This is a genomic window from Streptomyces sp. KL116D (assembly GCF_030766975.1).
Classification (GTDB): domain Bacteria; phylum Actinomycetota; class Actinomycetes; order Streptomycetales; family Streptomycetaceae; genus Streptomyces; species Streptomyces longispororuber_A.
In genome coordinates, this window is record NZ_JASERH010000069.1 from 25,287 (window position 1) to 50,669 (window position 25,383).

General features: G+C 72.2%; 27 protein-coding genes. 19 read left to right on the forward strand and 8 right to left on the reverse strand.

The window, feature by feature from the left end:
- Window positions 1-258: 258 nt before the first annotated feature.
- The 11 genes from RBJ77_RS28580 to RBJ77_RS28630 all read left to right on the forward strand — a co-directional run bounded on the left by RBJ77_RS28580 (window position 259) and on the right by RBJ77_RS28630 (window position 13,336).
- Complete coding sequence (locus RBJ77_RS28580) at window positions 259-1,932, forward strand: CTP synthase (RefSeq protein WP_372347661.1); 1,674 nt, start codon at window positions 259-261, stop codon at window positions 1,930-1,932.
- Window positions 1,933-2,041: 109 nt separating this feature from the next.
- Window positions 2,042-2,671 (forward strand): NUDIX domain-containing protein, encoded by a 630-nt coding sequence (locus RBJ77_RS28585; protein ID WP_372347662.1) that lies wholly within the window; start codon window positions 2,042-2,044, stop codon window positions 2,669-2,671.
- A gap of 633 nt (window positions 2,672-3,304) precedes the next feature.
- On the forward strand, window positions 3,305-5,302 hold the full coding sequence (locus RBJ77_RS28590) for a tetratricopeptide repeat protein (protein ID WP_372347684.1): 1,998 nt from the start codon (window positions 3,305-3,307) through the stop codon (window positions 5,300-5,302).
- A 145-nt stretch (window positions 5,303-5,447) separates the two neighbouring features.
- On the forward strand, window positions 5,448-6,563 hold the full coding sequence (gene ald, locus RBJ77_RS28595; protein ID WP_255975942.1) for an alanine dehydrogenase: 1,116 nt from the start codon (window positions 5,448-5,450) through the stop codon (window positions 6,561-6,563).
- A 342-nt stretch (window positions 6,564-6,905) separates the two neighbouring features.
- Complete coding sequence (locus tag RBJ77_RS28600) at window positions 6,906-8,096, forward strand: ParA family protein (RefSeq protein ID WP_372347663.1); 1,191 nt, start codon at window positions 6,906-6,908, stop codon at window positions 8,094-8,096.
- Complete coding sequence (locus RBJ77_RS28605) at window positions 8,081-8,659, forward strand: hypothetical protein (protein ID WP_372347664.1); 579 nt, start codon at window positions 8,081-8,083, stop codon at window positions 8,657-8,659. Before RBJ77_RS28600 ends, RBJ77_RS28605 begins: the two co-directional genes overlap by 16 nt.
- Before the next feature lie 27 nt (window positions 8,660-8,686).
- On the forward strand, window positions 8,687-9,733 hold the full coding sequence (locus tag RBJ77_RS28610; protein WP_372347665.1) for a ScpA family protein: 1,047 nt from the start codon (window positions 8,687-8,689) through the stop codon (window positions 9,731-9,733).
- Window positions 9,730-10,374 (forward strand): SMC-Scp complex subunit ScpB, encoded by a 645-nt coding sequence (gene scpB, locus RBJ77_RS28615; protein WP_372347666.1) that lies wholly within the window; start codon window positions 9,730-9,732, stop codon window positions 10,372-10,374. Before RBJ77_RS28610 ends, scpB begins: the two co-directional genes overlap by 4 nt.
- A 10-nt stretch (window positions 10,375-10,384) precedes the next feature.
- Window positions 10,385-11,509: a pseudouridine synthase gene (locus RBJ77_RS28620; RefSeq protein ID WP_372347667.1), complete on the forward strand. Its 1,125-nt coding sequence runs from the start codon at window positions 10,385-10,387 to the stop codon at window positions 11,507-11,509.
- A gap of 79 nt (window positions 11,510-11,588) precedes the next feature.
- Window positions 11,589-12,332, forward strand: coding sequence for an NUDIX domain-containing protein (locus RBJ77_RS28625; protein WP_255975953.1), 744 nt, complete (start codon window positions 11,589-11,591; stop codon window positions 12,330-12,332).
- Window positions 12,329-13,336 carry an ADP-ribosylglycohydrolase family protein gene (locus tag RBJ77_RS28630; protein ID WP_372347668.1) on the forward strand — a complete coding sequence of 336 codons (1,008 nt, stop codon included), beginning with the start codon at window positions 12,329-12,331 and terminating at the stop codon, window positions 13,334-13,336. The genes RBJ77_RS28625 and RBJ77_RS28630 overlap by 4 nt, the downstream gene beginning before the upstream one ends.
- Here RBJ77_RS28630 and RBJ77_RS28635 read toward each other — a convergent pair.
- The 4 genes from RBJ77_RS28635 to RBJ77_RS28650 are packed head-to-tail and all read right to left on the reverse strand — an operon-like array spanning window position 13,326 to window position 15,833.
- The gene (locus RBJ77_RS28635) at window positions 13,326-14,030 is read right to left on the reverse strand and encodes a DNA polymerase beta superfamily protein (protein WP_372347669.1); all 705 of its coding nucleotides are present in this window, start codon (window positions 14,028-14,030) and stop codon (window positions 13,326-13,328) included. The genes RBJ77_RS28630 and RBJ77_RS28635 overlap by 11 nt on opposite strands.
- A gap of 22 nt (window positions 14,031-14,052) precedes the next feature.
- Window positions 14,053-14,535 carry a Rieske (2Fe-2S) protein gene (locus RBJ77_RS28640; protein ID WP_372347670.1) on the reverse strand — a complete coding sequence of 161 codons (483 nt, stop codon included), beginning with the start codon at window positions 14,533-14,535 and terminating at the stop codon, window positions 14,053-14,055.
- On the reverse strand, window positions 14,532-15,110 hold the full coding sequence (locus tag RBJ77_RS28645; RefSeq protein WP_372347671.1) for a DUF6529 family protein: 579 nt from the start codon (window positions 15,108-15,110) through the stop codon (window positions 14,532-14,534). The genes RBJ77_RS28640 and RBJ77_RS28645 overlap by 4 nt, the downstream gene beginning before the upstream one ends.
- Before the next feature lie 33 nt (window positions 15,111-15,143).
- Window positions 15,144-15,833, reverse strand: a complete 690-nt coding sequence (locus tag RBJ77_RS28650; protein ID WP_372347685.1) for a hypothetical protein — start codon at window positions 15,831-15,833, stop codon at window positions 15,144-15,146.
- A gap of 164 nt (window positions 15,834-15,997) precedes the next feature.
- On the opposite strand from RBJ77_RS28650, the gene RBJ77_RS28655 reads away from it, so the two are divergent.
- The 6 genes from RBJ77_RS28655 to der all read left to right on the forward strand — a co-directional run bounded on the left by RBJ77_RS28655 (window position 15,998) and on the right by der (window position 21,004).
- Complete coding sequence (locus RBJ77_RS28655; RefSeq protein ID WP_372347672.1) at window positions 15,998-16,432, forward strand: YidB family protein; 435 nt, start codon at window positions 15,998-16,000, stop codon at window positions 16,430-16,432.
- Window positions 16,433-16,551: 119 nt separating this feature from the next.
- On the forward strand, window positions 16,552-16,914 hold the full coding sequence (gene aroH / locus RBJ77_RS28660) for a chorismate mutase (protein ID WP_255975965.1): 363 nt from the start codon (window positions 16,552-16,554) through the stop codon (window positions 16,912-16,914).
- Window positions 16,911-17,996 (forward strand): prephenate dehydrogenase, encoded by a 1,086-nt coding sequence (locus tag RBJ77_RS28665; protein WP_372347673.1) that lies wholly within the window; start codon window positions 16,911-16,913, stop codon window positions 17,994-17,996. The genes aroH and RBJ77_RS28665 overlap by 4 nt, the downstream gene beginning before the upstream one ends.
- Before the next feature lie 122 nt (window positions 17,997-18,118).
- Window positions 18,119-18,808 (forward strand): (d)CMP kinase, encoded by a 690-nt coding sequence (gene cmk, locus RBJ77_RS28670; protein WP_372347674.1) that lies wholly within the window; start codon window positions 18,119-18,121, stop codon window positions 18,806-18,808.
- Window positions 18,766-19,455: a lysophospholipid acyltransferase family protein gene (locus tag RBJ77_RS28675; protein ID WP_372347675.1), complete on the forward strand. Its 690-nt coding sequence runs from the start codon at window positions 18,766-18,768 to the stop codon at window positions 19,453-19,455. The genes cmk and RBJ77_RS28675 overlap by 43 nt, the downstream gene beginning before the upstream one ends.
- A 76-nt stretch (window positions 19,456-19,531) precedes the next feature.
- On the forward strand, window positions 19,532-21,004 hold the full coding sequence (gene der / locus RBJ77_RS28680; protein ID WP_372347676.1) for a ribosome biogenesis GTPase Der: 1,473 nt from the start codon (window positions 19,532-19,534) through the stop codon (window positions 21,002-21,004).
- A 24-nt stretch (window positions 21,005-21,028) separates the two neighbouring features.
- Here der and RBJ77_RS28685 read toward each other — a convergent pair whose 3' ends face one another.
- Window positions 21,029-21,319 carry a hypothetical protein gene (locus RBJ77_RS28685; protein WP_255975975.1) on the reverse strand — a complete coding sequence of 97 codons (291 nt, stop codon included), beginning with the start codon at window positions 21,317-21,319 and terminating at the stop codon, window positions 21,029-21,031.
- 208 nt (window positions 21,320-21,527) lie between these two features.
- Entirely contained in the window at window positions 21,528-22,319 is a 792-nt protein-coding gene (locus tag RBJ77_RS28690) for a hypothetical protein (protein ID WP_255975976.1), read from the reverse strand.
- 383 nt (window positions 22,320-22,702) lie between these two features.
- Between RBJ77_RS28690 and RBJ77_RS28695 the strand changes: the two genes are divergently transcribed.
- Together RBJ77_RS28695 and RBJ77_RS28700 are read left to right on the forward strand one after the other, a co-directional pair.
- On the forward strand, window positions 22,703-23,305 hold the full coding sequence (locus tag RBJ77_RS28695) for a transglycosylase family protein (protein WP_372347677.1): 603 nt from the start codon (window positions 22,703-22,705) through the stop codon (window positions 23,303-23,305).
- Between the two features lie 107 nt (window positions 23,306-23,412).
- Window positions 23,413-23,982 carry a transglycosylase family protein gene (locus tag RBJ77_RS28700; protein WP_372347678.1) on the forward strand — a complete coding sequence of 190 codons (570 nt, stop codon included), beginning with the start codon at window positions 23,413-23,415 and terminating at the stop codon, window positions 23,980-23,982.
- Here the strand turns inward: RBJ77_RS28700 and RBJ77_RS28705 are convergent.
- Window positions 23,945-24,658 (reverse strand): ATP-binding cassette domain-containing protein, encoded by a 714-nt coding sequence (locus tag RBJ77_RS28705; protein ID WP_372347679.1) that lies wholly within the window; start codon window positions 24,656-24,658, stop codon window positions 23,945-23,947. The two genes, RBJ77_RS28700 and RBJ77_RS28705, sit on opposite strands and share 38 nt — an antisense overlap.
- Before the next feature lie 73 nt (window positions 24,659-24,731).
- The coding region (locus RBJ77_RS28710) for an ABC transporter ATP-binding protein (RefSeq protein WP_372347680.1) at window positions 24,732-25,383 on the reverse strand (652 nt) is incomplete at its 5' end.

The window sequence follows — 25,383 nt, forward strand, 5'->3', positions numbered from 1 at the left end:
ACCCAGGCGATCCGCGTGCCGCTCCCGGCAACGCGCCTGGGCCGAACGGGTGAGCACCGGGTGACGAGGTTGTGAGCCTGTGGCGAGGCATGTGCGGAGCGTGGCCGGAAGCAGCCTCGTCCCGTCGCTGATACCCTGGTAGCCCGTGAGCCGGTGGTCCTAGAACCCCCGAACCGCAGCGACGGCGCCTCCCCCGAAAGAACCGGGGACCAGCCGGTACGCACCCCAGACCGCGACCACGGGAGCCCCCTCTTGGCCATGACGCCCAAATCCACGACGACCAAGCACATCTTCGTCACCGGGGGTGTCGCTTCCTCCCTCGGCAAGGGCCTCACCGCCTCCAGCCTCGGGATGCTGCTCAAGGCACGGGGCCTCCGCGTCGTCATGCAGAAGCTCGACCCGTACCTGAACGTCGACCCGGGCACGATGAACCCGTTCCAGCACGGCGAGGTGTTCGTCACCAACGACGGCGCCGAGACGGACCTCGACATCGGCCACTACGAGCGCTTCCTCGACGTCGACCTCGACGGCTCGGCCAACGTCACCACCGGTCAGGTCTACTCGCAGGTCATCGCCAAGGAGCGGCGCGGCGAGTACCTCGGCGACACCGTCCAGGTCATCCCGCACATCACGAACGAGATCAAGCACCGCATCCGCCGCATGGCGACGGACGAGGTCGACGTCGTGATCACCGAGGTCGGCGGCACGGTCGGCGACATCGAGTCGCTGCCGTTCCTGGAGACCGTCCGCCAGGTCCGCCACGAGGTCGGCCGCGACAACGTCTTCGTGGTGCACATCTCGCTGCTGCCCTACATCGGCCCCTCCGGCGAGCTCAAGACCAAGCCCACCCAGCACTCGGTGGCCGCCCTGCGCAACATCGGTATCCAGCCGGACGCCATCGTGCTGCGCTGCGACCGCGAGGTCCCGACCGCCATCAAGCGCAAGATCAGCCTGATGTGCGACGTCGACGAGGCCGCCGTCGTGGCCTGCCCCGACGCCCGCTCGATCTACGACATCCCGAAGGTCGTGCACAGCGAGGGCCTGGACGCCTACGTCGTCCGCAAGCTGGACCTGCCGTTCCGCGACGTGGACTGGACGACCTGGGACGACCTGCTCGACCGCGTCCACAACCCCGACCACGAGATCGTCATGGCGCTGGTCGGCAAGTACATCGACCTGCCCGACGCCTACCTGTCGGTGACCGAGGCGCTGCGCGCCGGCGGCTTCGCCAACAAGGCCCGCGTCAAGATCAAGTGGGTCACGTCGGACGACTGCAAGACCCCGGCCGGTGCCAAGAAGCAGCTCGGCGACGTCGACGCGATCTGCATCCCCGGCGGCTTCGGCGACCGCGGCGTGTCCGGCAAGGTCGGCGCGATCCAGTTCGCCCGCGAGAACAAGATCCCGCTGCTCGGTCTGTGCCTGGGCCTCCAGTGCACCGTCATCGAGGCGGCCCGGAACCTGGCCGACATCCCCGACGCGAACTCCACGGAATTCGACGCGGCGACCGCCCACCCGGTCATCTCCACCATGGCCGAGCAGCTCGACATCGTCGCCGGTGAGGGCGACATGGGCGGCACCATGCGGCTCGGCATGTACCCGGCCAAGCTCGCCGAGGGCTCCATCGTGCGCGAGGTGTACGACGGCAAGGAGTACGTCGAGGAGCGCCACCGGCACCGCTACGAGGTGAACAACGCGTACCGCGCCGAGCTGGAGAAGAAGGCCGGCCTGCAGTTCTCCGGCCTCTCCCCGGACGGCAAGCTCGTCGAGTACGTCGAGTACCCGCGCGACGTCCACCCGTACCTGGTCGCCACCCAGGCGCACCCGGAGCTGCGCTCGCGTCCGACGCGTCCGCACCCGCTCTTCGCCGGCCTCGTGAAGGCCGCCGTCGAGCGCAAGGTGGCCGCTGCCGCGGGGGCCAAGAAGGCCAAGTAAAGCTTGTCACACAAGCGATGTACGGTTACCGGGGTGCGTGCCTTTTGCGGCACGTGCCCCGGTTTCTTTTGCGCCTGGTTGCTTCACGTACGTAGGAGGACGTTCCGGCATGACGACGATCAAGGACACCGCCGAGGAGTGGGAGGTCCGGGCGACCGAGACCCCGTTCGTCGGGAACAAGACCTCGGTGCGTACGGACGACGTGGTCATGCCCGACGGGTCGGTCGCCCGGCGCGACTACCAGGTGCACCCCGGCTCCGTGGCCGTGCTCGCCCTCGACGACCAGGGGCGGGCGCTGATCCTCAAGCAGTACCGGCACCCCGTGCGCATGAAGCTCTGGGAGATCCCGGCGGGTCTGCTCGACATCCCCGGCGAGAACCCGCTGCACGCGGCGCAGCGCGAGCTGTACGAGGAGGCGCACGTCAAGGCCGAGGACTGGCGCGTGCTGACGGATGTGTACACGACGCCGGGCGGCTGCTCCGAGGCCGTGCGCATCTTCTTGGCGCGGGACCTCTCCGAGGCGGAGGGGGAGCGGTTCGAGGTGGAGGACGAAGAGGCCGACATGGAGTTGGCGCGGGTGCCTCTGGCGGATCTGGTCCGGGGTGTGCTCGCGGGTGAGTTGCACAACAACTGCCTTGTGGTGGGCGTGCTTTCGCTGGCCGCGGCTTTGGCGGGGGACGGGGTCGGGGCGCTGCGTCCCGCCGAGTCGGAGTGGCCTGCGCGTCCCTTCGAGGCGTAGCGCCGCGCCCCCTGAAGTGCCGACTGCGTCTGCCGTGCGGGGCTTTCGTCGCGGGGTGCGGGTGCGTGGGGCTTCTCGCGCAGTTCCCCGCGCCCCTGGAGATGCGCACTTCGTGCGGCATCTCCAGGCCGGGGAAGGCTGCGCGCAGCGCACGCCTTCCAGGGGCGCGGGGAACTGCGCGAGCAACCACGATGAGACCCGCCGACGAAGAACCGGCCGCCACATGGCAGATGCTCAGGGGCGCGGGGAACTGCGCGAGGAGCCCCACCGAAGCCGCAGACGCAGTCGGTTTTCAGGGGCGCGGGGAACTGCGCGGCCAGCCCCCACCGGCCCGCGGTCGAAGGACCCCGCCCGGCACACCACCCGGTCCGACCATCCGCTGATCCGACCGGGTGACTTCGCCGCGCCGCCCGCCAAGGGCACCCGCACCCCCTGAACTACGCTCGGAAACGCCCCTGCCGACCCCCGGAGGGGCTTGCTGGGTGAGACGGAGCGTGGCCCGTGACGGATCAGGCGGTCGAGTCGGACGACGTGGCGGAGGCCGAGTCGTCCCAGGGACAGGTCCGCAAACGGCGCCGCACCCGCCGGGGTCAGGACGTGACGGACACTCAGTTCCTCGGCCGCAGGCGGGAATTGAAGGAGCTGCGGGCCGACATCGAGCGGGCCGGACTCGACACCCTGTCCGGCCGGAAGGTGCCGCGCGCCCGGGTCCTGCTGGTCGCCGGACGCCCCGGCACCGGCCGTACCGCCGTCGCCGAGGAACTGCTGCGCCAGGTCGCCGACCAGTACCCGGACGGCTCGCTGCGGACCCGGCTCACCGCCCCCGACGGCACCCCCGTACCGACCGAACGCGTCGCCCGCGACCTGCTGAACGCGCTCGAACTGCCCGCGCCCCCCGGCGAGTCGGCCGACGACCTCACCGAGCGGCTGCGCGAGGGGCTGTCCCTGCGCCGCGTCGCGCTGCTGCTCGACGACGCGGGGGACGCCGAGCAGGTCGACCCGCTGCTGCCGGAGAACGCCGACTGCCTCGTCGTGGCCGTCGCCGAGGGGCCGCTGACCGGCATCCCCGACGTCCGGCCCTGCACGCTCGGCGGACTCGACACCAAATCCGCGCTCGAACTCCTGACCAGGCACACGGGCTCCGTCCGCGTCACCTGCGACCCGCGCTCCGCCGAGTCGCTGGTCGAGCTGTGCGGCGCCGAACCCGCCGCCCTGGAGATCGCCGGCGGCTGGCTCGCCGTGCGGCCGAAGGAATCCGTCGCGGACCTGGCCAAGCAACTGCACTCCGACGACAACGCCGGGGACGGGCCCGCCCTCGCCCGCGTCTTCCGGCACGCGTACGCCACGCTGCCCGCGCCCGCCGCCCGGATACTGCGATTCCTCAGCCTCGCCCCCGAGGGTTACGTCGACCCGCACACGGCCTCCGCGCTCGCGGGCTGCTCCGTGTCCGCGGCCCGCACCACCCTCGACGACTTCGTGACCCTCGGCCTGGTGCGGGGGGTCGACTCGGAGCTGCCGCAGTACGAGGTCCCGGGCTGTCTGGTGCCGCTCCTGCGCGGGCTCACCGAGACCCAGGACCGGCCCGGCGAGGTGCAGCTGGCCCGCGCCCGGATGCTGGAGCGGACCGTGCGGCTGCTCACGTCGTGCCGCGCGGTCACCGAACCGGACGGCTCCCCGGCCCGCAAGAAGCTCGCCGGACTGCCCAGCGCCCTGCGGTTCGCGAGTCCCGAGGCGGCCGCCGACTGGCTGGACGTCCGCCGGCCCGCACTGCTCGCCGCGGCCCGACTGGCCGTCGCCGACGGGGAGTTGGACACCTTGGCGCGACGCCTCATGGCCGCGCTCGTGCGGGCGATGGTGGCGCACCGCGGAACCGAGGACGCGGCTCCCGACCTGTACGGGATCCACCGGCTGGTCCTCGACGTGGCCGAGCGGCGGAACCTGCCGAGGGAGCAGGCCGCGGCCCTGCTCAATCTCGCCGACCTCGACGCGCAGACCGGCCGCACGCAGGAGGCGCTCACCCGCTACCGGGCCGCGCTCGACGCCGGACGGGCCGCGCAGGACCCGTACGCGACCGGCCGCGCGATGGAATCCGTAGGCGGCGCGTACCAGGAGCTGGGGGACTGGCAGCGGGCCGCCGACTGGTACGGCCGCGCCCTCGCCCAGCGGATCACCCGGGGCGAGCGGGCCGACGCCGCCCGCCTCCATGGCCGGATCGCGGCGGTGCACACCTACGCCGGCCGGTACGGCGAGGCGCTGCGCGGCTGGCGCTCGGCCGTGGCCGGATACCGCAAGGAGGGCGACGTCCCCGCCCAGGCGCGGGCACTGAGCGAACTGGCGCGCGTGCAGGAGTACGCCGGACGGCCCGAGGAGTCGCTCTACACCTGCCAGGAGGCGGTCGAGTGGGCCCGGCAGGCCGAGGACGTACGGCTCCAGGCGGCGCTCCAGCTGCGGCTCGCGGACACCCTCGAACGGCTCGGCGACCCGGCCGCCGCCAAGCTCCACCGGGGCGCCGCCGAGCGGATGCTGGGTGAGGAACTCCGAGGTGGGGCCGATGAGGGCTCCGCGGAAGCAATCCCTTCGGAACAAGCCACTAACGCCTACGAAATCCGTAGTGCATCCGAAGAAGATTGATGCATCGAAAGGCTAGACAGCCGGAAAACCTTCATTAGACTGGCTCCGCCGCATCCTTCCGCGGTGTCTCCCGGTGTGTCTGCGAGCACACTGGTATGTAGTGCATTGCCCGAGAAATCCCCTGAGTCAAGGACCGTGATCGACGATGAAGGTCGGCATCCCCCGCGAGGTCAAGAACAACGAGTTCCGGGTGGCCATCACCCCCGCCGGCGTGCATGAGCTCGTGCGCCACGGCCACCAGGTCTTCGTCGAGCAGAACGCCGGTGTGGGTTCGTCGATCACGGACGACGAGTACGTCTCCGCCGGTGCTCGGATCCTCGGCACCGCCGACGAGGTCTGGGCCACCGCCGACCTGCTCCTCAAGGTCAAGGAGCCGATCGCGGAGGAGTACCACCGCCTCCGCAAGGACCAGACGCTCTTCACCTACCTGCACCTGGCCGCCTCCAAGGAGTGCACCGACGCGCTCCTGGAGTCCGGCACGACCGCCATCGCCTACGAGACGGTCGAGACCGCGAACCGCGCGCTCCCGCTGCTCGCCCCGATGTCCGAGGTCGCGGGCCGCCTGGCCCCGCAGGTCGGCGCCTACCACCTGATGGCCGCCAACGGCGGCCGCGGCGTGCTGCCCGGTGGCGTCCCGGGCGTCGCCGCCGGCAAGGCCGTCGTCATCGGCGGTGGCGTCTCCGGCTGGAACGCCGCGCAGATCGCCATCGGCATGGGCTTCCACGTGACCCTGCTCGACAAGGACATCAACAAGCTCAAGGAAGCCGACAAGATCTTCGGCACGAAGATCCAGACCGTCGTCTCCAACGCCTTCGAGCTGGAGAAGGCCTGCCTCGACGCCGATCTCGTCATCGGCGCCGTCCTCATCCCGGGCGCCAAGGCCCCGAAGCTCGTCACCAACGAGCTCGTCTCGCGCATGAAGCCGGGAAGTGTCCTTGTCGACATCGCGATCGACCAGGGCGGCTGCTTCGAGGACTCGCACCCGACGACGCACGCCGAGCCGACCTTCCCGGTCCACAACTCGGTCTTCTACTGCGTCGCCAACATGCCGGGCGCCGTGCCCAACACGTCGACGTACGCGCTGACCAACGCGACGCTGCCGTACATCGTCGAGCTCGCCAACCGCGGCTGGGCCGAGGCCCTGCGCCGCGACGCCGCGCTCGCCCTGGGCCTCAACACCCATGACGGCAAGGTGGTTTACAAGGAGGTCGCCGAGGCCCACGGTCTCGAGCACGTCGAGCTGGAGACCCTGCTCGGCTGAGCCTCGCGACGCGTCTCGTCAACGAGAGTCGTCAATCTCACGCCTACGGCCGGACCTTGTGAGGGGTCCGGCCGTACGCGCATGGGTACGGACATGGCCAACTCGCCTTGAACGTAACCCTTTAACCGATTCGCGCCCCCGCGAAACGCGCCGAAGAACCGTCGCACGCCCTTGACATGAGGGCACTCTGTTGTCGCTGAAGTGCCGACACATCGTGCCGGGTCCGGCGGATTGTGTTGCTGCGGAGCGGTGACACGCCATAGAGTCGCCAACCGTCGGCATGGTGCCACGCTGACCTATCGATAAATGTTCCTGGTCACATCCAAGGAGGTAAGACGACTTGTGAATGAGTCGACATTTACTCCCGGAGGTGGCCAGCCAGGCGGACAGGTTTCCGCGGGGCTTCAAGCTGTCGGCTCCGTCGCTGTCCGAACCTTCGCGGCCCACCAGAGCGGCTATCGGGGCAGCGCCATGAGCGGCCCCCAGCAGACGCCGACGCAGACAGCACACCAGAGCATGGATGGCCATCACGTGAACGCCATGGCCGGCGACCGAAGTGGCGACACACACAGCCACTTCGCCGACTACGACGAACTGCCCGAGGGGCACTTCTACGACCCCGACGCCGAGTACGAGCCCGATCCCGAGTACGCGGCCACGCTCGCCCCGGACGCTGCCCGCCAGCGCCGCGAGCGCATCGGTCCGACCGGGCGTCCGCTCCCGTACTTCCCGATCCCAGGACCGCTGACCGACCACGGCCCCGCGAAGATCATCGCGATGTGCAACCAGAAGGGCGGCGTCGGCAAGACCACGTCGACCATCAACCTGGGTGCGGCACTTGCCGAGTACGGTCGCCGGGTCCTGCTCGTCGACTTCGACCCGCAGGGTGCCCTGTCGGTCGGTCTCGGCGTGAACCCGATGGAGCTCGACCTCACGGTCTACAACCTGCTCATGGAGCGGGGCATGGCCGCGGACGAGGTCCTCCTGAAGACCGCCGTCCCGAACATGGACCTGCTGCCGAGCAACATCGACCTGTCCGCTGCCGAGGTGCAGTTGGTCAGCGAGGTGGCCCGGGAGTCCACGCTGCAGCGGGCGCTGAAGCCGCTGATGGCCGACTACGACTACATCGTGATCGACTGTCAGCCCTCGCTCGGCCTGCTGACCGTGAACGCCCTGACGGCCGCTCACAAGGTCATCGTGCCGCTGGAGTGCGAGTTCTTCGCGCTGCGCGGTGTGGCCCTGCTGACCGAGACGATCGAGAAGGTCCAGGAGCGGCTGAACCCGGACCTCGAACTCGACGGCATCCTCGCCACGATGTACGACTCGCGGACCGTGCACAGCCGTGAGGTCCTCGCGCGCGTGGTCGAGGCGTTCGACGATCACGTCTACCACACGGTGATCGGCCGGACCGTGCGCTTCCCGGAGACCACGGTCGCCGGTGAGCCGATCACCACGTACGCCTCGAACTCGGTCGGTGCCGCCGCCTATCGCCAGCTCGCCAGGGAGGTGCTCGCCCGGTGTCACGCCGAGTGAGTCTGCCGGGGGCCGACGAACTGTTCCGTACGACCGGTGGCATGGCACTGCAGGCGTCGTCGCCGCGGCGGGCGGCGAACGGCGAGGCGCGGGTTCCCGGCCCGGCCGGCGAGAGCGACGAGGCGGCCGCAGCGGCGTCCTCGGGCGAGGACGGTGACGCGGACGCCGCGGCTGCCGAACACACCGCGGCCGAGGCCGAGTCCGACGCCGGTTCGCGCAGTCGGGCCGCCGCGGCGGAGGCCGGGGAGAAGCCGGCCCGGCGGTCGTCGGGTGGGGCGCAGGAAGGTTCTGGCAGCGGTCGGGGGTCCGCGCCCGCGCGGCGCCGTGCCCGGGCCGCGAACCGGCGGCCCAGCGGGCGTGAGCGGCACGACGAGAAGATCACCGTGTACGTCTCCGCCGAAGAGCTGATGGACCTGGAGCACGCGCGTCTGGTGCTGCGCGGTGAGCACGGGCTCGCCGTGGACCGGGGCCGCATCGTGCGCGAGGCGGTCGCCGTGGTCCTGGCCGACCTGGAGTCCCGGGGGGACGCGAGCATTCTCGTACGTCGGCTGCGTGGGCGTTAGCGCCTTCAGCGGTAGCCTCCGGCAGTGATGCCCGTGAACGACTCCGCCCAGCCGGATCCCTCTACGCCCCCTGACCGTGGGGCGCGTCGGCGTGCGCTGGGCCGGGGTGCGCTGGCCGCGCCCGAGCCGGTCGAGCCCGAACCGGAGCCCTCGGAGGAGGAGCCGGGGCCGGTCGAGGCGGGGGCGGCGGCGGAACCCGAGAGCGGCGCCGGGACCGCGGAGTCCGTGGCGGAGGCGCCCGAGGCGGCCGAGGCCGACGACGGGCGGTTCAAGGTTCGGCTGGCGAACTTCGAGGGGCCCTTCGACCTGCTGCTGCAGCTGATCTCGAAGCACAAGCTCGACGTCACCGAGGTCGCCCTGTCCAAGGTCACCGACGAGTTCATGGCGCACATCCGCGCCATGGGACCCGACTGGGACCTCGACCAGACCACCGAGTTCCTGGTCGTCGCCGCGACGCTGCTCGATCTGAAGGCCGCGCGGCTGCTGCCCGCCGCCGAGGTCGAGGACGAGGCCGACCTCGCACTGCTGGAGGCCCGGGACCTGCTGTTCGCGCGGCTGCTGCAGTACCGCGCGTACAAGCGGATCGCCGACATCTTCAGCGAGCGGCTGGAGGCCGAGGCGCGGCGCTACCCGCGCACCGTGGGGCTCGAACCGCACCACGCCGAACTGCTGCCGGACGTCGTCATCAGCATCGGGGCGGAAGGATTCGCCAGGCTCGCCGTGAAGGCGATGCAGCCGAAGCCGAAGCCCCAGGTGTACGTCGACCACATCCACGCCCCGCTGGTGAGCGTGCAGGAGCAGGCGGGGGTGGTCGTGGCCCGGCTGCGGGAGGTGGGCGAGGCCAGTTTCCGGGAGCTCGTGGCCGACACCGAGGACACGCTCACCGTCGTCGCCCGGTTCCTGGCACTGCTGGAGCTGTACCGGGAGAAGGCCGTCGCGCTGGAGCAGGAGACCGCCCTCGGCGAGCTGCTCGTGCGCTGGACCGGCGGCGCGGACGCGACCGAACCCGTGGTGACCGATGAGTTCGACCGGCCCCCCGAGCCGGAGAGCAAGGAGAAGGAGGGCGTGGGATGAGCGTCGAGACGGACCGGGACGCCGTGGCCGGGCTCGATCTGAAGCCCGCCCTCGAAGCCGTGCTCATGGTCGTCGACGAGCCCGCCACCGAGGAGCACCTCGCCAAGATCCTGCAGCGGCCGAGGAGGGCCGTGGCCGACGCGCTGCGGGCCCTGGCCGACGAGTACACCGTGCAGGGGCGCGGCTTCGAGCTGCGGCTCGTGGCCGGTGGCTGGCGGTTCTACACCCGGCCGGAGTACGCCGCGGCCGTCGAGGGCTTCGTGCTCGACGGTCAGGTGGCCCGGTTGACGCAGGCCGCCCTGGAGACCCTCGCCGTGGTCGCGTACCGGCAGCCGGTCAGCCGTTCCCGGGTCTCCGCGGTGCGCGGAGTGAACTGTGACGGGGTCATGCGGACCCTGCTGCAGCGCGGTCTCGTGGAGGAGGCGGGCGCGGAACCCGAAACAGGTGCGATCCTGTACAGGACGACGAACTACTTCCTGGAGCGGATGGGCCTGCGCGGCCTGGACGAGCTGCCGGAGCTCGCGCCCTTCCTCCCCGAGGCGGACGCGATCGAGGCGGACACGCTGGAAGGGGTTCCGTCGTTCGATCCGGACGCACCCGATGCGCCGGGTTCCGACTCCATCCAGCAGACAGCCGACTAACGGAAATTTGATGCGAAGCAGCAGCGGCAGGAACAGCAGCGGAAACAACGGCGGGAGCCGTGGTGGCAACAGCGGCGGCCGCGGCGGGAGCAGCGGTGGCCGCGGTAACTACCGCGGTGCCGGTAACGCCCGCGACGACAAGCAGGGCGGCGCCGGCCGTCCGAAGAAGCCGCGCCCCGAGGAGCGGCGCTACGACGTGGGCCCCGGCGGCACCCAGGACGGTCCGAAGTCGGGTCGCGGCGCGTCCGCGCGCGGCGGCGCCAAGGGCGGTCCCAAGCAGGGCCAGCGCTCCGGCGGCCGGACCACGCCCTCGTACTCCCGCGAGTACGAGACGCGCGCGGAAGAGCGCAACCGCGACCGGTACGCGGGCAAGCCGAAGGTGAACCTCCCCAAGACCTTCCCGGGCGCCGAGCAGGAGGGCGAGCGGCTGCAGAAGGTGCTCGCCCGCGCCGGTTACGGCTCGCGGCGTGCCTGTGAGGAGCTGGTCGACCAGGCCCGCGTCGAGGTCAACGGCGAGATCGTGCTCGAGCAGGGCATGCGCGTCGACACGGAGAAGGACGAGATCAAGGTCGACGGGCTGACCGTCGCCACCCAGTCGTACCAGTTCTTCGCGCTGAACAAGCCGGCCGGTGTCGTCTCCACCATGGAGGACAACGAGGGCCGCCAGTGCCTCGGGGACTACACGAACAACCGCGAGACGCGGCTGTTCCACGTCGGACGGCTCGACACCGAGACCGAGGGCGTCATCCTGCTCACCAACCACGGCGAGCTGGCGCACCGGCTGACCCACCCCAAGTACGGCGTGAAGAAGGTCTACCTCGCGCACATCGTGGGCCCGATCCCGCGTGACCTGGGCAAGCAGCTGAAGGACGGCATCCAGCTGGAGGACGGGTACGCGAAGGCGGACCACTTCCGGGTCGTCGAGCAGACCGGCAAGAACTACCTGGTCGAGGTGACCCTGCACGAGGGGCGCAAGCACATCGTGCGGCGGATGCTGGCCGAGGCCGGCTTCCCGGTCGACAAGCTGGTGCGGGTCGCCTTCGGGCCGATCACGCTCGGCGACCAGAAGTCGGGCTGGCTGCGCCGTCTGTCGAACACCGAGGTCGGCATGCTGATGAAGGAAGTCGACCTGTAGGACCCGCCGCAGGGGTCTTGTCGTGAGCAGCCCCCTCCCTTTAAGGTCATCAAGACCAATAAAGGGAGGGGGCTGCCGCATGCCCGGCTACGACAAGTACGCCTACGAACCCTTCGCCGTCACCGTCGACCTCGCCGTGTTCACGCTGAGGGCCGGCCGACTGCACATCCTGCTCGTGGAGCGCGGCCAGGAGCCCTACGCGGGCCGCTGGGCGCTGCCCGGCGGGTTCCTGGAGCCCGCCGAGTCCGCGGAGAGCGCGGCACGCCGTGAGCTCGCCGAGGAGACGGGCCTGAGCGATGTCGCCGGACTCCACCTCGAACAGCTGAGGACGTACAGCGAGCCCGACCGCGACCCCCGGATGCGGGTCGTCTCGGTCGCCTTCGCCGCGCTCGTCCCGGACGCCCCGGCCGCGCAGGGCGGCGGCGACGCGGCCCGCGCCGCCTGGCTGCCGTACGAGGAGGGCGCCAAGGGCGCGTACGGCCCGCTCGCCTTCGACCACGACCGGATCCTCGCCGACGCGCACGAGCGGATCGGCGGCAAGCTGGAGTACACCTGCCTCGCCACCGCGTTCTGCCCGCCCGAATTCACCCTGGGCGAGCTGCGGCAGGTCTACGAAGTGGTCTGGGGGACCGACCTCGACCCCGCCAACTTCCGGCGGAAGGTCCTCGCCACCCCCGGCTTCGTCGAGCAGATCCCCGGCGCCTCCCGGCTGACCGGCGGACGCGGCAAGCCCGCGGCGCTGTACCGGGCCGGGGGCGCCGTGTCGCTGCATCCGCCGCTGCTGCGGCCCGTGCCCGAACCCGCGGAAGGAAACCGCCGATGACGAAGGACGCCGCCACCGGATCGCTGGTCGGGCTCGCGCTGGGGGACGCGCTGGGGTTTCCGACCGAGTTCAACGACGTCCCCTCGATCCTCGCCAAGTGCGGGCCCTGGCGTGAGATGGAGCTGCCCGGCCACCCGGTCGCCTACATCACCGACGACACACAGATGGCGCTCGCCGTGGCGCGGGCCGGGCACCCCGGCTCCCCGGCCGGCTACGCCGACGCACTGCGCGGCCGGTTCATCGACTGGAACCGGTCGCCCGACAACAACCGCGCACCCGGCAACACCTGCCTCAGGGCCTGTGAACTCCTGGAGGACCCGCAGCGGGACTGGCGCGACGCCAGCCGGATCCACTCCAAGGGATGCGGCGCCAACATGCGGGTCTCCCCGCTCGGACTCCTGCCGGGACTCGACGCGGAACAGCGCGCCGGTGCCGCCCAGTTGCAGGCGGCGCTGACGCACGGGCACCCGACCGGGCTCGCCGCGAGCGACCTGACCGCACGGGCCGTGTTCCTGCTCGCGCAGGGAGCCGACCCCGCCGGACTCGTCGGACGGCTGCGGTCGTACGCGCTCGAGAACCGCACCACCTACCACGAGCGCTGGCTCGGGGACCTGTGGCGGCGCTCGCAGGACCCGGACCCGCAGCACTTCATGGCGCGCGGCTGGGACGAGTGCCTCGCCGTCCTCGAACGCCTGGAGACCGCCCTGCGCGACGCCAACCCGGAGGTCGACCCCTGCCTCGCCACCGGTGCCGGCTGGATCGCCGAGGAGGCGCTCGCCACCGGGCTCTCCTGCTTCCTCCAGTTCGTCGACGAACCCGTGCTCGCGCTGCGCCGGGCCGCCTGCACCTCCGGCGACTCGGATTCGATCGCGGCGCTCGCCGGTGCCTTCGCGGGCGCCCACCTCGGCGCGGACGCCTGGCCCGAGGAGTGGGTCGCGCGGATCGAGCACCGCGACGAGCTGCTCGCGTTCGGCGCGGAGTGGGACGGGGCGGTCAGGAGCTGAGGGCGGCCGAGGCCCGGCGCGTACGGACCAGGAAGTCCTCGATCCGGGCCCGGTCCGGCTCGGCCGGCAGCGGGCTGCGGTCCGCCGCGTCCGCCGCCTCGGCCGCGAGCCGGGCCATCCGGCGGTCCACCTCGGCCCAGGACACCTCGCCCCGCTTCACCGCGAGGAGCTGCTCGCGGGCCCCGCCCACGTCGATGGTCAGCTCGCCCGTGCGCAGCAGATCGCGGCACGACACCAGGAGCCGCAGCAGGTGCATCGCGTGCTTCCAGCGCGGTGCGCCGTGCGTACGGACGTCGGCCTCCAGCTTCCTGTGCTGGCCCTCCGCGTAGCGGGCGAACGTGCTGTGCGCCTGCCGGGACAGGAACGCCCCGCGCAGGGACAGCAGCTCGCGGCCGGTGTCGTCGACGCGCTCGACCAGCGGGGAGTGCAGACACTCCAGCACGTTCGGATTGGCGCGCAGGGCCAGCTCGCAGAAGCGCTCCAGCTCCCAGGAGAACTGCTCGTCGGCCGGGCCCTCGACGTGCGTGGGCGGCTTGGTGAAGCGCCAGTAGAGCGGGGTCGGCGCCAGGTACACGCCGCGGCGGTCCGTGTCGCTCGCCTCGGTGGCCAGGCCGAAGGCGCGCGAACCCATGACGCACGCGTAGACCGTGTGGTCGCGCACCAGATCGGCCGGCTCCAGGTGTTCCTGTTCCATCCGCCGAGCGTAGGCGGAGCGGTCAGCCCAGCGTGATCGAATTTCCGGTGACCGTGATCTTCTGCGGCGGCAGCGGGCGCGGCGCCGGGCCGCCGGCCACCGACGCGTCCGCGATCCGGTACTTCGAACCGTGGCACGGGCAGTTGATCGTGCCGCCCGACACGTCGCGGACCGTGCAGCCCGCATGGGTGCAGACCGCCGAGAACGCCTTGAAGTCGCCCTTCTCCGGCTGGGTCACCACGACCTTCTCGTCGGCGAAGACCTTGCCGCCGCCGACCGGGATGTCCGTCGTCCTCGTCAGCTCGTCGGCGGCGGGCGGCTGCCCGGCGCCGCTGGACGACGGGCCCCCGGCCGACGACGCCCCGGACGACGGGGTGCCGGACGGCTCGGGCTCCGGCTGCGCGTCGTCGCCGCCCCCGCCCTCGTCGCCGTACTTGCTGCACCCCGCCGCGAGCGCCGCCGCGCCCGCGACGAGAACGCTCCTGCGCGACGCGGACCGCCTCATGTCGTCACTCCCACCGTGCGGAAGAACCACAGCGCCGACGTCAGCCACAGCAGCGTCAGGACCGCGAAGGCGAGACCGCCCACCACCGGGAGCAGCCAGCCGGGCAGCCGCTCGGTCCGCAGCAGCAGCATCTTGGCGCTGAACGCCCCGAAGAAGAAGCAACCGAGGAACGAGTGCCACATCACCCGCGTCGAGTACGTCTGATAGCCCAGCGCGTACAGGCAGTGCACCGCCACCGGGACGGCGACCAGGAACGCGATCCGGCCCGACCAGCGGTGCAGGGCGGGCGCCCACGACGGGCCGTGCAGCTTCCCGTAGACCATGAACGCCGACACGATCTGGACCAGCGCGAAGGCGAAGGCGACCGTCGCCAGCCAGGACTTCACCGCGCTCGTGCTGGAGAACCCGGCCAGGTTGAACGCGGTGCCCTCCGGATCGTGCACCTTGCCGTACGCGCCGAGCGCCACCGCCACCGCGGCGGCCACGACGGCCGGGACGAGATAGCGGGCCGGGCTCGGGCGGCGGTGGTCGGGTCCGGGGAAACTCTGGGTGGCGGCGTTGGGATCGACGGTCATGGAAACCCTCGCGAAGGTCGGGGACCGGGCGGGTCAGGGGACGACCGGGCGTGCGGTGAGCTGCTCGCCGTCGACCGTCACGGTGCCGGTCTCCGGGTCGATGGGCGGCGCGGCCGACGGATCGTCGTCGCGCCGGACGATGCCGACCTGACGGCCGCCGGGCAGCACGATCCAGCCGCCGTCGACCTCGGCACCGCGCACCTCGGTGGTGGCCCGGTACAGGCCGGACGGTTTGACGGCCTTGTTCGCCGTGAAGCCGTACGGCTTCCTGTCGACCTCGACCGTGCCGCGGATCCGGTCGTTCGCCAGCCGGCCCTCCAGCTTGGCGCCGTGCTTGCCGCTGAGCTTCATGGAGCCGTCGTCCTCGACGTTCCCCTTCAGCCAGGACTCCTTGGTGCGGCCGTCGCAGAAGTAGGCGATCGCCTTGTCGCCGCGCACGGAGACCGAGACGGCGGAGCTGTCGTCGTCGGTGCGGCCCGCGTAACTCGTCTTCGGGGCGGCCGATGTGGAGGGGGACGGGCTCGGGGGAGTGGTCGCGCTCTCGGTGGGACTCGCGGCCGGACTCGCGGACTTCGACGGGCGCACGCCGGTGGCCGAAGGCGATGCGGCGGGCGCGCCCCCGTACGGGGTGCCGGCCTCGCCCGTCGTCGCGTTCAGCGACAGCATGAACAGGCCGAGCGCCAGACCGGCGAAGAGCGTGTAGAGGGGTCCCGAACGCTTTATGGCGCCTCCCCCGAAGCGGTGACGGCGCGGTGCCGCCCTCCCCATGCAAGCAGCTCCGGCCGAGTGGCGACAGGGGGCGGTTCGGGTGACATTGGCAGGGTCTGCGGTTGGGGCCGCGCGCCCCCTCCGCGGTGACTCCTCGTACGTCTCGAAAGGCGTGACCCATGGCGAGCAACAACGGCGGTCTTGACCTCGGCAGCCTCCTCGGCGGCCTCCTGGGCGACAAGGGGGGAGGCGGCTCCGCGGGCAGCGTGCTCACCTCGCTGCTCGCGGCCTTCACCAAGGGGCAGAGCGGTTCGGCCGGCGGCAATCCGCTGGGCGGGCTCCTCGAACAGATCACCAAGTCGGGTCTGGTCAGCCAGGAGCAGGTCGAGTCCTGGGTCGGCAAGGGCGAGAACAAGTCGCTCACCCCCGACCAGGTCAAGGAGGCGCTGCCCGATGTGACCCTGCAGAAGGTCGCCGCCGAGTCCGGCGTCACCCCCGACCAGGCCGCCCAGGACATCGCCGGGGCGCTGCCGACGGCCGTCGACAAGCTCACCCCCGACGGAGAGGTCCCCGGCCTCACCCTGGACCAGCTCGTCGAGCAGCAGAAGCTGTAGCGGTACGCCCAGGGGTGCGCGGCGGCCGTCTCGAAGGACGGGCGCCGCGCACCCGTGCGCGGGGCCCCAACTACGCTGGGCGGTGGCAGAACGTACGGACAGGAACAAGGAGCGACACCGTGGCGGTACGAGCGGTGCGGGGCGCCGTCCAGCTGGAGCGGGACACGGCCGAGCACATGGACGAGCAGGTCAGCGAGCTGCTCACCGCCGTCATCGAGCGGAACGGGCTGACCGGCGACGACCTGATCTCCATATGGTTCACGGCCACGCCCGACCTGCACTCCGACTTCCCGGCCGCCGCCGCCCGCAAGCTCGGCATCGTGGACGTCCCCCTGATCTGCGCCCAGGAACTCGACATCGCGGGCGCCATGCCGCGCGTGGTCCGGCTCCTCGCCCACATCGAGACCGAGCTGCCCAAGTCGGAGATCGCGCACGTCTACCTCGGCGCCGCGGCCACCCTGCGCAAGGACATCGCCCAGTGAGAACCGCACTCGTCATCGGCACCGGCCTGATCGGCACCTCGGCCGCCCTGGCGCTCGCCTCGCGCGGTGTCACCGTGCACCTCGCCGACCACGACCCGGGCCAGGCCCGCACCGCCGCGGCGCTCGGCGCCGGCACGGACGAGGCACCCGAAGGCGTTGTCGATCTGTGCGTGGTCGCCGTGCCGCCCGCGCACGTCGCCGCCTCGCTCGCCGACGCCATGCGCCGGGGCGTGGCCCGCGGCTACCTGGACGTCGCCAGCGTGAAGGGCGGCCCGCGCCGCGAGCTGGAGGCGCTCGGCCTCGACCTCACCCCGTACATCGGCACGCACCCGATGTCGGGCCGGGAGCGCAGCGGCCCGCTCGCCGCCACCGCCGACCTCTTCGAGGGGCGGCCCTGGGTGCTCACGCCCACCCGGGACACGGACACCGAGGTGCTGAACCTCGCCCTGGAGCTGGTCGCGCTCTGCCGGGCCGTGCCCGTCGTCATGGACGCCGACGCCCACGACCGGGCCGTCGCCCTCGTCTCGCACATGCCGCACCTGGTCTCCAGCATGGTCGCGGCCCGCCTGGAGAACGCCGAGGAGACCGCCGTACGGCTGTGCGGCCAGGGCATCCGCGACGTCACGCGGATCGCCGCCTCGGACCCGGGCATGTGGATCGACATCCTCTCCGCGAACCCGGGCCCCGTCGCCGATCTGCTCTCCGCGGTCGCCGGCGACCTGGAGGAGACCGTGCAGGCCCTGCGCTCCCTGCAGTCCTCCGACGACGCCAAGCGCCGTGACGGCGCCGACGGCGTCGAGACGATGCTGCGCCGGGGCAACGCGGGACAGGCGCGGGTGCCCGGCAAGCACGGCGCGGCCCCGGCCGCGTACGAGATCGTCGCCGTCCTCATCTCCGACCAGCCCGGCGAGCTGGCCCGCATCTTCGCGGACGCGGGCGCCGCCGGCGTCAACGTCGAGGACGTGCGCATCGAGCACGCCACCGGGCAGCAGGCCGGTTTCGTGCAGCTCATGGTGCAGCCCGCCGCGGCGCCGAAACTGGCGGCGGCGCTGCGCGAGCGCGGCTGGGCGATGCGGCAGTAGGCGGCAGCGGGCGCCGGGGAAGGCGGCCGTAAGCGGCGCTTTCCGGAGCCAGTAACCTTGTACGGGGCGTGTCCGCGCCCCGTACGCATGCCCCCGTGCACTGAGAAAGGTGTCCGTCACCCATGGAAACCCCGGCAGCCGTGATCGTCGCCATCGACGGACCCTCCGGCACGGGCAAGTCGAGCACCTCGAAGGCCGTCGCCGCGCAGCTCGGCCTGAGCTACCTGGACACCGGCGCCCAGTACCGGGCGATCACCTGGTGGATGGTGCACAACGGCATCGACCTGACCGACCCCTCCGCGATCGCCGCGGTCGCCGACAAGGCCGAGATCGTGTCCGGCACGGACCCGTCCGCGCCCACCATCACGGTGGACGGCACGGACGTCGCGGGCCCGATCCGCACCACCGACGTCACCTCCAAGGTCAGCGCCGTCAGCGCCGTCCCCGAGGTGCGCGCCCGGATCACCGAGCTGCAGCGCACCACCGCCGCCGCGGCCGCCGCGGACGGCCGGGGCATCGTCGTCGAGGGCCGGGACATCGGCACGACCGTGCTGCCCGACGCCGACCTGAAGATCTTCCTCACCGCGTCGCCCGAGGCCCGCGCCGCCCGCCGCTCCGGCGAGCTGAAGGGCGCCGACGTCAAGGCGACGCAGGAGGCCCTGATCAAGCGCGACCAGGCCGACTCCAGCCGCAAGACGTCGCCGCTGGCCAAGGCCGACGACGCCGTCGAGGTCGACACCACCGAGCTCACCCTCCAGCAGGTCATCGAGTGCGTGGTCACCCTCGTCGAGGAGAAGCGGATCTCCGCGTGAGTCCTGTGTCCGCTTCCGAACGAGGGGCCGAGGTGGGCCGGCGCATCGGCGTCGGCCTGATGTACGGGCTGTGGAAGCCGCGCGTCCTCGGGTCGTGGCGGGTGCCCGCCACCGGCCCGGTGATCCTCGCGGTCAACCACTCCCACAACATCGACGGCCCCATGGTCATGGGCGTCGCGCCGCGACCGGCGCACTTCCTGATCAAGCAGGAGGCGTTCGTCGGGCCGCTCGGTCCCTTCCTGGAGGGGATCGGCCAGGTGAAGGTCGACCGCTCCGGCGCGGACCGGACGGCCATCACCCGGGCGCTCGGCGTGCTCTCCGACGGCGGGGTGCTCGGCATCTTCCCCGAGGGCACCCGCGGCGACGGCGACTTCGCGTCGCTGCGCGCCGGACTGTCGTACTTCGCCGTGCGCAGCGGGGCGCCGATCGTGCCGGTCGCCGTGCTGGGAAGCACGGAGCGGCGCGGACGGTTGATAAAGGAGCTGCCTCCGCTCAGGAGCCGGGTCGACGTCGTCTTCGGCGACCCCTTCGAGGCGGGCGACGGCAGCGGACGGCGTACGCGCAAGGCCCTCGACGAGGCGACCGTGCGCATCCAGGAGCGGCTCACCGCCCACCTGGCCGACGCCAGGCGCCTGACCCGGCGCTGAGCGAGACTTTCAGTAGTGGACCGCGGTCCGCCGCGATCCACCGATCACCACGAATGAACGACGAGGTACGGACTTCATGAACGACCAGATCCAGCCCGAGGGCTCGGCGGAGCACGAGCACGGGGCGCTTGGCGACGCCGAGTACGCGGAGTTCATGGAGCTCGCCGCCGAAGAGGGCTTCGACGTCGAGGACGTCGAGGGCGCCATCGAGGAGGCGGGCCACGGCCCGCTGCCCGTCCTCGCCGTCGTCGGCCGCCCGAACGTCGGCAAGTCGACGCTCGTGAACCGCATCATCGGCCGCCGCGAGGCCGTCGTCGAGGACAAGCCCGGCGTCACCCGCGACCGCGTCACCTACGAGGCCGAGTGGGCGGGCCGCCGCTTCAAGGTCGTCGACACCGGCGGCTGGGAGCAGGACGTGCTCGGCATCGACGCGTCGGTGGCCGCCCAGGCCGAGTACGCGATCGAGACGGCCGACGCCGTCGTCTTCGTCGTCGACTCCACGGTCGGCGTCACCGACACCGACGAGGCCGTCGTCCGGCTGCTCCGCAAGGCCAAGAAGCCGGTCGTGCTCTGCGCCAACAAGGTCGACGGACCGTCCGGCGAGGCCGACGCCACCGCCCTGTGGTCCCTCGGCATCGGCGAGCCGCACCCCGTCTCCTCGCTGCACGGCCGCGGCACCGGCGACATGCTGGACGCCGTCCTGGAGGCGCTGCCCGAGGCGCCCGCCCAGACCTTCGGCACGGCCGTCGGCGGACCCCGCCGCATCGCCCTGATCGGCCGCCCGAACGTCGGCAAGTCCTCGCTGCTCAACAAGGTGGCGAACGAGGACCGCGTCGTGGTCAACGAGCTGGCGGGCACCACCCGTGACCCGGTCGACGAGCTCATCGAACTCGGCGGTGTCACCTGGAAGTTCGTCGACACGGCGGGCATCCGCAAGCGCGTCCACCTGCAGCAGGGCGCCGACTACTACGCCTCGCTGCGCACCGCCGCCGCCGTCGAGAAGGCGGAGGTCGCGGTCATCCTGATCGACGCGTCCGAGTCGATCTCCATCCAGGACCAGCGCATCGTGACGATGGCGGTCGAGGCGGGCCGCGCGATCGTCGTCGCGTTCAACAAGTGGGACACCCTCGACGAGGAGCGCCGCTACTACCTGGAGCGCGAGATCGAGACCGAGCTCGCGCAGATCGCCTGGGCGCCCCGGGTGAACGTGTCGGCGCGCACCGGCCGCCACATGGAGAAGCTGGTTCCGGCCATCGAGACCGCCCTGGACGGCTGGGAGACGCGCGTCCCGACCGGCCGGCTGAACGCCTTCCTCGGTGAGCTCGTCGCCTCCCACCCGCACCCGGTGCGCGGCGGCAAGCAGCCCCGCATCCTGTTCGGCACGCAGGCCGGCACCAAGCCGCCGCGGTTCGTGCTGTTCGCCTCCGGCTTCATCGAGGCGGGCTACCGGCGGTTCGTGGAGCGGCGTCTGCGCGAGGAGTTCGGGTTCGAGGGGACGCCGATCCACATGTCCGTGCGGGTGCGGGAGAAGCGCGGCAAGAAGAAGTAGTTCGCCGTACGGGGCGTCGCGGGCTCAGTGCTCGCGACGCGGAGCGGGCGGCAGCGCGGCCGGGAGGTGACCTCCCTGGCCGTGCTGCCGCCCGTTCGTCTGTGGGTGCCAGGCGTGGTGGTGCTGGACCGCCGGGTAGTGCGGGGTGTGGTGGCGCGTCGCGTAGGGGCCCGTGCCGAACGCCGTGAACCCGAGGTCCTCCTCGCCGCTGCGGTCGCCGGGCAGGGCCCGGAAGGACCGGCGGTACTCCGCGTACAGCGCGTCGTAGATCGGAGTGGCCGAGTGACTGCTCGGCTGGTCCTCCGCGGGACGCATCGACGGGATGTGGCTCTGGTACGGCTGACGCCGCCCGGACGAGGATGAGGTGGGGTCGTATGGGTGCACGTCTGTGCCAACGACCCGGACCCCCGACGGATGCGCCCTTGGCCTCGGCTTGTGCGGGGCGTCAGGAGTGTGACCGGCGCGTTCGTGGGGGTCCGGGGGTCTGCCGGGGGTCGGCTCGGGTGCGGGCTCGGGTACCGGCTCAGGTGCCGGCGAGCGGCATCGCTGCGGCCACCAGGCGGCCGTTCGCCGCGGCCTTGTCGAGGGCGTCGCGGAGCAGGTCCTCACGGGGCTGACGGCCGACCGAGCCGACCGGGGCCGCGAAGACGAGCACCGTGTGCGTCTTGTTGGCCGCGGCCCGCCAGCCCTCCGTCACGAGGAGCGGCTGGTGCGCCTGCCACCAGGCGACCTGGGCGGAGGGGCCGCCGGTGCCGGGCTGCAGGACCGCGTGCAGCTGGCCCATGGCGAGCAGCACGGACCAGCCGGGCAGGGCGCGCGGCGCCTCCGTCAGCTCGGTGAGCGGCATGAAGCCCTGCTCGATCAGGAGCGGCAGGAAGTCGTCGCCGCCGGACTCGGCGCCGGGCCGGGAGATGGGGCCGGTCGGCTCCACGACGAGCGCGGGGTGCAGCTCGCCCGCGATCAGCACCAGGCCGCTGGTCACGCCGAGCACGGCCTGGGCGGGGGCGGCCTCGGGCGCCGCGCCGGCGCCCTCGTCGGGGGCGCCGGTCATGGACCGTACGGCGCCCTGCAGTTGGTCCTCGGCGACCTGCACGACCTGCGAGGGCAGGCAGGCGGCGTGGGCGAAGGCGAGGACGGCGGTCTCGTCGCCGACGAACAGGACCGTGCTGGTGCGTTCCTGCTCCGAGTCGCCCGGAGTGCGGCAGGACGTGCAGTCGTAGCCGCCTGGGGCGTTGTCTCCGGCGAGCAGCCGGTCGGCTTCGTCGTCGCCGATCTCGGCGCGTACGTCGTCACTGACGTCGAGCAAGCGCGGCACGGGGGCTCCTCAGGATCGGTCTGGGGGTGGTTCTCGCGGATGCGTATGAAGGGACAACGGGTGATCTGTGGCCGGAGTCACGCCCGGAACCGAACGGAATCCACCCATCCGACGCGGACCGTGAGAGCGCGCCCGGAATCTGTCACTCCACGACAACTTGTAGGTGTTCCAAGGAAGTTGAGTGAGTGAAGTGGGTCACAGATCATCGAAGTGACAGGTCGACAAATCATGAAATCAGCCCATGAAGTGGGTGGCGTGAATTCGTCGCTACTTCCAGTAACGGCGAACTGGCCTGGAGTGACAAGGAGTTGGTTGATGCCCACCCCGTGCGCTGCCTAGATTCCACCGCCGTCTGCAACGAGCAGTCCACGAGAGGGATTCTCATGTCCGTGCCGATACGTACGGCTCGAACGACAGCGGTGTTAGCCGGGGCGGCTCTGCTCGCCCCCCTCGGTCTCCTCGCCTTTCCGGCCGCCGCCCCCGCGGCGGACGGCGGCGTCTGGGACCGCATCGCCCGCTGCGAGAGCGGTGGCAACTGGCACATCAACACCGGCAACGGCTACTACGGAGGACTCCAGTTCTCCGCGGGGACCTGGCGCGCGTACGGCGGAGGGGCCTACGCCGCGACGGCCGACCGGGCCACGAAGTCCCAGCAGATCGCCGTCGCCACCAAGGTGCAGCGCGGACAGGGCTGGGGCGCCTGGCCGACCTGCTCGGTCCGGGCGGGCGCGTACGGCAGCGCGCCGGCCGCCGCCGCGGCTCCCCGGAAGGCGGCGCCCAGGGCCGTCGCCCCGAAGCGCACGTCGGCGCACACCGACCGCGGATCGGCCCGGCGCGGCGGCTACGTCGTGCGCGGCGGCGACACCCTCGGCCGGATCGCTGCCGCCCACGGCGTCGGCTGGCAGCGGCTGTACGCCGTCAACAAGGCGGTCATCGGCGGCGATCCGGACCTGATCTTCCCGGGCCAGCGCCTGATGCTCCGCTAGCGGCCGGCAGCGATCGCGGTCCTGCCCGGTGCGCCGACCGGGTGGGGCCGCGGGCGGCGCGGCGCGGCACCGGAGCGGCGCCCGCGGCGGCTGCCTAGCGTGACGCGATGCATCAGACGTCTGCGCTCCCGAAGCCGCCGCCGGCCGTCCGGCGCTGGGTGCCGGTCCTGGTGGGCGCGCTGCTCGCCCTGGCCCTCGCACCGCTCCCCGCGGCCGCCGGGCCGGGCCCGGCGGCCACCGCCCGCAAGCCGTACGACTGCGCGCGCGACCAGTGGCCGTGGTCCTGCCTCGCCGAGTGCGAGAGCAACGGGCGCTGGAACGCGAACACCGGCAACTCCTACTACGGCGGGCTGCAGTTCTGGCAGGCCACCTGGGAGGAGCACGGCGGCCTCGCGTACGCGCCGCGCGCCGACCTCGCCACCCGCGCCGAACAGATCAAGGTCGCCGAGGAGGTGCTGCGCCGCCAGGGGTGGCGGGCCTGGCCCGCCTGCTCGAAGCGGTACCGGCTCGACGGCCGCGTCCACGTGGTGCAGCGCGGCGAGACGCTCACCTCGATCGCCCGCCGGTTCCGGATCAGAGGCGGCTGGCAGGCCCTCTACAAGGCCAACCGGGACATGGTCGGCCCGCGTCCCGACCGGCTCAACGCCGGCACGATGCTGATCCTCCCGCCCCGCTGAGCTCGCCTGCCTCACCGCTGAACACGACGGTCCCGCGCCCGAGTTCGTACACGAGCACCGCTGCCGCCCCGCCTGCCCCGCCCCCACGGTCCGTGCCGTCCGTGCGCAGGCCGGGCGGCAGCCGCTGCTCGGCGAGGACCACACAGGCGTCGAGCGCCCGCAGCAGCGCGTAGGTGCGGGACGCCACCTGGGGGGACATGCCCTGGGTCGGCTCGTCGACGAGGACGACCCGGGCCCGGGAGAGCAGGGCCCGGGAGACGGCGAGCATGCGCTGCTCGCCGCCGGAGAGGGTGCCGGCACTGCGGCCGAGGAGCGGCCCGAGCTCCGGATAGGCGTTCCGTGCGGCGGTCACGTCCCCGTCCGGGGCGGCGAGCCGGAGGTTCTCGGCGACGGTGAGGCCGGCGAAGACGGCCTGCCGGTCGGGGACGAAGCACAGGCCCGCGGCGGCCCGCCGGTGCGCGGTGCGGCGGGTCACGTCGACACCGTCCCAGTGGACGGACCCCGCGGTCAGCGGGGCGGTGCCGGCCAGGGCGCGCAGGGCGGTGGTGCGGCCCGACCCGTTCCGGCCGAGCAGCACGGTGACCGTCCCGGCGGGGGCGGCGAGCGTGACGCCGCGCAGGGCTTCGAGGGGGCCGTAGTGGACGTGGGCGGTGCGGAGCTGGACGCCGCGCTGCACGGATGACCTCCTCGGTCGTCGTCCGGGACTTCGGGGCTCGGGCGGTGGGCCCTGCGGAGCGATCGGGGCGCGGTCACAGGACCGCGTCCGGTGGGCCCGACGACACCACCCGGCCCGCCGTCAGCACGTGCACCGTGTCGGCGAGGCCCGCGACCAGGTCCAGGTCGTGCTCGACCACCAGCAGGGCCGTGCCGTCCGCCGCGAGCGCCCGCAACAGCCGGGCCAGCTCGGCGACTTCGGCGTCGTCCAGACCCGCGGCGGGTTCGTCGAGCAGCAGCACGTGCGGTCGCGCGGCGAGCGCCCGGGCCAGCTCGACCCGGCGCAGCGTGCCCGTCGGCAGGTCGGACGTGCCCAGCTCGCCCCGCAGGCCGAACAGCGCGAGCATGCGCCGGGTCGACCCCGGATCGCGTACGCGGCCCTGCTCGGCGCCGACCCGGATGTTCTCGGCCACGGTCAGCGACGGGAAGACGGCGAGCTGCTGGAACGTGCGGGCCACGCCGAGGCGGGTCCTGGCGTGGGCCGGCAGCGCGGTGATGTCCCGCTCCCCGAACCACACCCGCCCCGCGTCGGGCCGCACCGTCCCGGCGAGGCAGTGGAACAGGGTGCTCTTCCCGGCGCCGTTGGGCCCGACGACCGCGGTGACGTGCCCGGCCGGTACGGCGATGCTCACGTCGTGCAGGACGGGGCGCCCGTCGTAGGCGACGCTCAGGCGGGCGGCGGAGAGG